Source organism: Mucilaginibacter sp. (assembly GCF_964263795.1).
Lineage (GTDB): Bacteria > Bacteroidota > Bacteroidia > Sphingobacteriales > Sphingobacteriaceae > Mucilaginibacter.
Map to the genome: position 1 here is coordinate 1 of NZ_CAXVWK010000114.1, position 8,204 is coordinate 8,204.

Genomic DNA, 8,204 nt, shown 5'->3' on the forward strand with positions numbered 1-8,204 from the left:
TACATCACCGGTAACAATGAACTTTGCAGATGGCCCCATACGGGTTAAAAACATCTTCAACTGCATATCGGTGGCATTTTGCGCCTCGTCCAATATCACAAAACAGTTATCCAGTGTACGGCCGCGCATAAATGCTAGCGGTGCAATCTCGATGGTACGGTTCTCCAGGTATAGCTTCAGCTTTTCGGCCGGGATCATATCATCCAGCGCATCGTACAACGGGCGCAGATACGGGTCGATCTTTTCTTTCAGGTCGCCCGGTAAAAAACCCAGGTTCTCCCCTGCTTCTACGGCCGGGCGGGTTAAGATAATACGTTTAATCTCTTTGTTCTTTAACGCCCTTACCGCAAGCGCTACTGCGGTGTAAGTTTTACCGGTACCGGCCGGCCCGATTGCAAACAGGATGTCATTTTTCGACAGGCTATCCACCATGCGGTGCTGGTTAGGCGTACGTGCCCGTACCATAATTCCGTTCGGTCCAAATACAAGTACTTCGCCGTTGGCAAATTTATCTTCTTTAGTAGCTTCACCTGTTGCCGGTTTGGCCGATGGCTTAGCGCCTAAAATGCGTTCTACGTCGTTAACGTTAAGGCTTTCGTATTTATCGATATGTGCAACAAGGCTATCAAATTTCGCCTGGAAAAGATTCAACTCCTGCTCATCGCCCATCACTTTAACCTCACTGCCGCGCGCAACTATTTTAAGCTTAGGATATTGCTTTTTTATGATCTCGAAATGATCGTTGTTGGGGCCCCATAACACGGCTGGGTTTACCTGGTCAATTGATAACTTTAGCTCGTTCAATAGTAATTGATTTTTATCGGTTACGAATTTTTATGAATTAAAAATTGAATATTTGCACCTTTAAATGCTTTACAAGATTAGCAATAAATATTATAAAATTAATGGCAATTATAACATTAACTACTGACCTGGGCGATAAAGATATTTATCAGGCTGCCCTTAAAGGTAGTATTTATAAATTGCTGCCAACAGTAAATATTGTTGATATTACTAACTATGTTGCACCCTTTAATGTGCAGCAGGCCGCCTTCATTTTAAAGAACAGCTTTTATTATTTTCCGGATGATACGGTGCACCTGATAGGCATTGATACTGTGTACAATACCTACACCCGTTACCTGGCTATCCGCTATAAAAACCACTTTTTTGTTGGAGCCGATAACGGCATCTTTTCACTGATGTTTGAGCAGGAGCCGGATGAAATTGTGGAAATTAATATCATGCAGGACCTGAAGTTTTTACACTTCCCGCTGGCAGATATTTTTGTGAAAGCTGCTTGTCATTTAGCCGATGGCGGTACCCTTGCAGAGATAGGTTTGCCGGTAACCAGTGTTGAAAATAAAATGACGCTGCAGCCGGTTATTGAGAAGAACCTGATCAAAGGTGCCGTGATCTATATCGACTCTTTCCAGAATGTGATCACCAATGTCACCAAAGAGTTTTTTAACCGTGTGCAGCAGGGTCGCCGGTTTATCCTGTACTTTAAACGTAACGAGACCATAAGCCAGCTAAGCTGGCATTATAACGAAGTTCCCGAAGGAGAAAAATTGTGCCTTTTCGGCATCAGCGATCATCTTGAAATAGCTATTAACAAAGGCAACGCCAGCGGCCTTTTGGGGTTGAATTTAGGCGATAGTGTGATTATTGATTTTCAGTAGACGATTCGTTTTCTCTATCCTGCTTTAATTTGATCAGCGCGATTATCTGCAAGCCTATCCCCACTCCCATCATTGCCCCTCTTACAAAATCGGGTAATAAAACATATCTTGTAAGTACCTGAGCGAATACGATTACAATAAGGCCAGCGGATAACAGCATCCCCGCACGTTTTGATATTGATTTGATCTTCATCGTCTTTAGTGATTATGTTAATCCAATTTAACTACACTCATTTATTTAATCAAGCATGATAATCGGTTTTATTATAATTAAACATTCAAGACTAAAAGGTTCGCTAATCATCAATTGGCTATCGGCATAAAATCTTTACTTAACTCGGTTGACGGCCACTTGTCAAACCTCTTGAGTGAGCTTGACGGCTATCCCCTCACCGTCACGTCAAATTTACCTGCGCATTCACTAAACACAACATTTAAACCTGTAGTTTTGCATTCTTAATAACCCCCAATCTATACATGGCACGAGGACGGCTGAATAGCGGCAGTAAAGCAGAGGCAGAATTACCAAAAGCAAAAATAAACCTGGATAGTTTACGGCGAATTGCTAAACTCATTTCGTACTTAAGACCGCACCGGGGCAAATTTATTGCTGCCATCATATTTCTTTTCCTATCCAGCTTAACCGGGCTGGCGTTCCCATCATTTTTAGGTGCATTGATCGATGCTGCACAAGGCAAACAGAAATACAAGTTCCTGCCCCCTACAATAAACGCAATAGGCACCCTGGCCTTTGCAGTACTATTTGTTCAGGCAATTATTTCGTTTTTCAGGGTAGTATGGTTTGTGCAGGTGTCAGAAAAAGCGCTTGCAGATATTCGGAGGGATACTTACTTCCGCCTGGTTACGCTGCCTATGAACTTCTTTGCCAACCGCCGGGTGGGTGAATTGAACAGCCGTATCTCGGCAGATCTTTCACAGATTCAGGATACGATGACAACCACCTTTGCCGAGATGATCAGGCAGATGGTGCTATTGGTGGGCGGCATCACGCTATTAACCATAGTATCTTTTAAATTGACGTTGGCTTTGCTGCTGATGCTGCCGGTACTGATCGTAGTAGCGGTAGTGTTCGGTAAATTCATACGTAATTTATCGCGCCAGGCACAGGATAAGCTGGCGGAATCGAATACCATTATTGAAGAAACACTACAAGGCATAGCTAACGTTAAGGCCTTTGTAAACGAGGCATACGAGGCTGCCCGTTATAATAAAAACCTGCGCGAGGTAGTGAAAATCGCTGTTAAAGGCGCGGTGTTCCGTGGCATTTTTGCGTCCTTTATTGTGTTCTGTTTGTTTGGCGCTATAGTAGGGGTCATTTGGTACGGATCGGTACTGGTAAGCCATCACGAGCTTTCAGTTGGTAGCCTTACAACATTTATTTTGTACTCGATATTTGTAGGGGCGGCCATGGGCAGTTTCCCTGAGTTGTACGCCAATATGCAAAAAGCCGTAGGTGCAAGCGAACGTGTGCTGGAGATATTGGACGAAACCGGAGAAGACGTTTCTATCGATGCCAGCCAAAATGAGATCAGACAAAAAATACAGGGCAACCTGTCATTTAATAATGTGGTGTTTGCTTATCCCTCACGTTCAGAACTAACGGTATTAAAGGACGTATCATTTAGTGCCGATGCAGGGCAGCGTATTGCTATTGTTGGGCCAAGCGGGTCTGGAAAATCAACCATGGCGGCGTTAATATTGCAGTTTTATCATCCACAAAGCGGTACCATTCAATTTGATGGCAGGGATGCAGGCGAATTTGCGTTGACCGATATTCGCAACCAAGTGGCCATTGTACCACAGGATGTATTACTGTTTGGCGGTACCATTAAAGAAAATATTGCTTACGGCAAACTAACAGCAACCGATGATGAGATTATCGCGGCAGCGAAAAAAGCCAATGCCGACCAGTTTATTACATCCTTCCCCGAGGGTTACGATACTGTAGTTGGCGAGCGTGGCGTTAAGCTATCCGGCGGGCAGAGGCAGCGTATCGCCATTGCGCGGGCTTTACTTAAAAATCCATCGATACTGATCTTGGACGAGGCCACTTCGTCGCTCGACTCTGAATCGGAACGCCTGGTACAGGAGGCATTGGAAGTGCTGATGAAAGGCCGTACATCAATGATCATTGCGCACCGTTTATCTACTATTCGCGAAGCCGATAAAATTATCGTGCTGGAAAAAGGTGTTGTTTTGGAAACCGGTAATCATCAGCAGCTGATGGAAAATGAGGAAGGATTGTATCGCTATCTAAGCCAGCTGCAGTATGAAACTGCCCAGAACTAATACTTACATTTTAATTATCAATTACTCGAAATTCCACCAAACTACCTTTTTAGGAGGATATCCCAGCGTGTAAGGTTCTCCAATGCGAGGCACATTTAACGGAATACCCAATTTTGCTGCGGCAGGCAACAGTTTTTTTATAGGCTCGTTCCAGGCTTGATCGGCCGCGTCAAATTTAGCCCAGTGGATAGGCTGCATCATACGGGCGTTTAAATCTGCAGCTGCCTGGGCAGGTTGCTCCAGCCATAAATGAGCCCAGGGCCAATTGGTGCTGTATTGCCCACATTCTAAAAAGGCCATGTCGAACGGGCCGTATTGCTGGCCTATTTGTTTAAAGAGCGGCCCGTAACCGCTATCGCCTCCATAGAACATCCGGTACTGGCCTGCCTGGATCACATAAGACGCCCACAAGGTTTTATTCGATTTAGCATAAGTGCGGTTGCTGCGGTGCTGAGCCGGTGTAGCAGTAATACGCAGGCCGCCAGGTAACGTAAACGACTGGTTCCAGTTCAATTCGATAATCTTTTTAGAATCAAATCCCCAGTATAACAGGTCGGCCCCTACACCCTTAGGTACAATTGCCATTTTGATCTGGTCCTTCAATCTTTTAATGGTGCGGTAATCCAGGTGATCGTAATGATCATGCGAGATGATCAGTACATCAATCGGCGGCATGTCCTTAGCGTGATAATTGGAGGTACCTTTAAATGCTGTAACCAGCCCGGGTATGGGGCCTGCATGGTTACTAAAAACAGGATCGATCAGGATATTACCCTGCCTGGCTTTTATAAGCAACGACGAATGCCCAAACCATACCACGGTAGGTGCAGCTGCCGTTAACGTTTTTAAATTAGTTTTAACCCAGGGCAACCCGCGGGAAGGCCTGGTAACCTTAGAACGGTTATGTAATAACAAAAGCAACTTATTACGTTTTACCGTCGAATCGGCACGCTCAGCCAAATTCTCAAATCCGCCATTTTTATAGTTAGCTAATGTATCCAGCTGGGAAAGCTCCTCGCCTTCCGGGTTCTTACCTACCGATCTAACGAGGCCGCAGCCGGCAACAACTATCGACAATGCAGCAAGCCCAGCCCTCAAACAAGTCATTTTCATTCTCAAAAATAACGCTTAAGCCTAAAAGATTATTTTAACAAAGCAGATTTAGTACGAAGGTACCATGTGTCAAAATGGCTTTTCTACTCATCATTTTACAATTACAGAACACTGTCGGACCGAACTTTTAAGGATTTATCATTATTATTGCATGAGGCAGCTTACCCTTGTAAGCGGCCTGTGAGCGATATAGATGAAACTAACGATACATGGCGCTGCCCGGCAGGTTACAGGCAGCATGCACCTACTGCAGGTAGGGCAATACCGAATACTGATAGACTGCGGGCTGGATTACGAAAAAGACCATAATATACATTTAAACGAACAGTTTACCTTTCGGCCGGAGGATATTGACGTAGTAATACTTACACATGCACATATCGACCACTCGGGCAACCTCCCTACACTGGTGCGAATGGGTTTTAATGGCCAGATCTTGTGTACCCCGCCCACTGCTGACCTGACAGAACTATTGCTAATAGATTCGGTAAACATATTTTTGTCTAAAGCGCAAAAAGGTAAACGACACAGTCGTAAACATAAGCACGGCAGCAGCGGCCCTCAGCCATTATATCTGCAAAAACATGTGATGGATACGGTTGAGCGTTTTGTAACTATAGGCTTTAATAAACCTTTCCGCATTACCGGCGATATTGAGCTGACTTTCATCCAGGCAGGGCACTTGTTAGGTGCCGCAGCTGCTATTTTAAAAGTGAACGATAACGGCGTCGAAAAATCTATCGCCTTTACCGGTGATATCGGCAGGAAAAATTACCCGGTTTTAAATGATCCCGAGCCGCTCCCTGCTGTTGACTATATTGTTTCCGAAGCGACTTACGGCGGCCGCAATCACACGCGTGACAAATCTGTAGAGGAGGCTTTGATTGAAACCATAGATAAAGTTTGCGTTAAAGAACAAGGCCGTCTGATCATCCCTGCATTCAGTATCGGTCGCACCCAGTCATTAGTGTTTGCGCTAAACAAGATCTTCAGCAGCGGTAAGCTACCACCGGTTAAGGTTTTTGTGGATAGCCCGATGGCTGCCCGTGCTACCAGCATTTTTAGAAAACACCACCACCTGGTGAATGAAGAAGCGCAGGAATTTTACAATAAGCAGGGTGACGAATTTGATTTTGATCACCTAACTTATGTAGAAAGTTTGAAAGACAGCCGCCAGGTGTCTAATTATTATGAGCCCTGCATTATCATATCCAGCGCAGGGATGCTGGAGGGTGGCCGAATACAGGACCACCTATTTTACAATATCCAGAATTACTACTGCACTATTTTGTTTATCGGCTACTGCGCAAAAGGCACGTTGGGTTACCGCTTGTTACGCGGTGACCCTATCGTGCACATCAAGGACCGCGACCTGGCTGTATATGCCACCATCAAAAAAACCGATGTATTAAGTGCACATGGTGATCATGATGATCTGATGAATAACATCCGATCGCAGGACGCGGGCACACTTAAGGGCGTTTATCTGGTGCATGGCGAAGAGAGCAGCATGCAGGCGCTAAGTGATTCGTTAGAAGCTGATGGTTATAAAGTTACCATCCCAAAAAAGGACTTAGTTTACGAATTATAACACTCGCTCAATAGGATGTTGGAGCAATTTTAATCATAATAAGTCTCTGTCGCTGCTATCAAGGTGATAAGTTCTACAACCGGCTCTGACTCTAACCCGCTTGCCCATAGTTCTTCATCAAATTTTTTAAAGGATGCAAGCGAAGTTAATACATCGTGTGCATCGTCGTTTTCGAACTGATCGAAATGCATAAAGGTTTTGCCGTTCGGAAGTAACCATGTGCTATATCTGATACCTGGGTGATTGAGTTCTTTTAGTTCCTCAACGATACCGGCAATGTTGGCTTGGTTTGTTGGCGCAAATGCCGCCGTAGTGGTATAATTTACTCGTAACGCCTTCATAAATTGTTTGAATTTTATTATACAAATTTATGTATAAGACAGGTTAAGTGTTAGGCTAATTACGACAGCTTGATGGGTGTATTGCGGCGTTTTCTTTCTATTCCTGAGTCCGCCTATGTCGCTTAATTCTAATCGCGGTTAAACGTTTCCCCAACCATGAGCCAATACATCTGCCAAGTGGATAGTTTTAATGGGCAGGTTATTTTTGTCTATGTAGCCTTGCAGGTGCAGCAGGCAGGAAGCATCGGTAGAGATAATATAATCAGCTTTGGCATCCAGTGCATTATCTACTTTTTGCTGTGCCATAGCGCTGGATATAGCATCGAATTTAACAGCAAAAGTACCGCCGAAACCGCAGCAGGTTTCGCCGTCCTTTAGGTCAACCAATTCTAATCCTAATACTTTGGAGAGCAGTTGCCGCGGTTCATCTTTGATATTGCATTCCCGTAATCCGCTGCAACTGTCGTGATAGACGGCGCGTCCATCCAGTTCGGCGCCGAAATAATCTACCTGCAGTATATTCACCAAAAAATCGCTTAACTCGTAAATATTGCTCTGAATGTTACGGCACTTATTATGCAAAGTGGTATTTGTGAACAAATCGTTGTAATAGTTGCGTACCATACCTGTACACGACGCTGACGGCGACACGATCACGCTGTCTTCATGAAAATCGTTCAGAAACTTTGTGCCTACTGCCTTGGCATCGTCCCAAAAGCCGGCATTAAAAGCAGGTTGCCCACAGCAGGTTTGTTCGAGGTTATACTTAACTACGCAGCCAGCCTTTTCTAAAACCTTAACCGTATTAAACGCCGTTTCGGGGTATAACTGATCTATAAAACAGGGGATGAATAACTCTACGGTCATGTAACAGATTAAAGAGCGCTAAATTCCGATTTTTTCTGCACTTTTTTTTCCGCATTCAGCAGGTTCAATAACATAATCAAACCAATCACAAAAAATCCGCATAACACCAGTGTAGAATTCCGCATGCTGCCAGTCCACTCCTCTATCAACCCAAAACTGAATAGGCCGCCAACTATCGCCAATTTTTCCGTTACATCGTAAAAACTGAAGAACGACGCTGTATCGGTGATATGCTCGGGCAGGTATTTAGAGTAAGTGGAGCGAGATAACGATTGGATGCCACCCATTACGAGGCCTACA

General features: G+C 44.5%; 9 protein-coding genes. 3 read left to right on the plus strand and 6 right to left on the minus strand.

Translation table 11 applies throughout. From position 1 onward, the window contains the following. The coding region (locus tag ACE5CV_RS18325) for a PhoH family protein (protein WP_374951649.1) at nucleotides 1-804 on the minus strand (804 nt) is incomplete at its 3' end. A gap of 101 nt (nucleotides 805-905) precedes the next feature. On the opposite strand from ACE5CV_RS18325, the gene ACE5CV_RS18330 reads away from it, so the two are divergent. Further along, a complete protein-coding gene (locus ACE5CV_RS18330; protein WP_374951650.1) occupies nucleotides 906-1,682 on the plus strand; it encodes an S-adenosyl-l-methionine hydroxide adenosyltransferase family protein in 777 nt (258 codons plus the stop codon). On the opposite strand, the gene ACE5CV_RS18335 is transcribed toward ACE5CV_RS18330, so the two are convergent. Beyond that, on the minus strand, nucleotides 1,666-1,875 hold the full coding sequence (locus ACE5CV_RS18335; RefSeq protein ID WP_374951651.1) for a hypothetical protein: 210 nt from the start codon (nucleotides 1,873-1,875) through the stop codon (nucleotides 1,666-1,668). The two genes, ACE5CV_RS18330 and ACE5CV_RS18335, sit on opposite strands and share 17 nt — an antisense overlap. Nucleotides 1,876-2,159: 284 nt before the next feature. Between ACE5CV_RS18335 and ACE5CV_RS18340 the strand changes: the two genes are divergently transcribed. Then, nucleotides 2,160-3,992, plus strand: coding sequence for an ABC transporter ATP-binding protein (locus tag ACE5CV_RS18340; protein WP_374951652.1), 1,833 nt, complete (start codon nucleotides 2,160-2,162; stop codon nucleotides 3,990-3,992). Nucleotides 3,993-4,013: 21 nt separating this feature from the next. On the opposite strand, the gene ACE5CV_RS18345 is transcribed toward ACE5CV_RS18340, so the two are convergent. Next, a complete protein-coding gene (locus ACE5CV_RS18345) occupies nucleotides 4,014-5,105 on the minus strand; it encodes an MBL fold metallo-hydrolase (RefSeq protein WP_374951653.1) in 1,092 nt (363 codons plus the stop codon). A gap of 193 nt (nucleotides 5,106-5,298) precedes the next feature. On the opposite strand from ACE5CV_RS18345, the gene ACE5CV_RS18350 reads away from it, so the two are divergent. After that, nucleotides 5,299-6,696 (plus strand): MBL fold metallo-hydrolase, encoded by a 1,398-nt coding sequence (locus tag ACE5CV_RS18350; RefSeq protein WP_374951654.1) that lies wholly within the window; start codon nucleotides 5,299-5,301, stop codon nucleotides 6,694-6,696. 29 nt (nucleotides 6,697-6,725) lie between these two features. Here ACE5CV_RS18350 and ACE5CV_RS18355 read toward each other — a convergent pair whose 3' ends face one another. The 3 genes from ACE5CV_RS18355 to ACE5CV_RS18365 form a co-directional block, all read right to left on the minus strand. Then, complete coding sequence (locus ACE5CV_RS18355; RefSeq protein ID WP_374951655.1) at nucleotides 6,726-7,037, minus strand: hypothetical protein; 312 nt, start codon at nucleotides 7,035-7,037, stop codon at nucleotides 6,726-6,728. 138 nt (nucleotides 7,038-7,175) lie between these two features. Further along, entirely contained in the window at nucleotides 7,176-7,904 is a 729-nt protein-coding gene (locus tag ACE5CV_RS18360; protein WP_374951656.1) for a (Fe-S)-binding protein, read from the minus strand. Between the two features lie 8 nt (nucleotides 7,905-7,912). Further along, nucleotides 7,913-8,204 (minus strand): MFS transporter (locus ACE5CV_RS18365; RefSeq protein WP_374951657.1); only part of this gene is annotated, 292 nt, incomplete at its 5' end.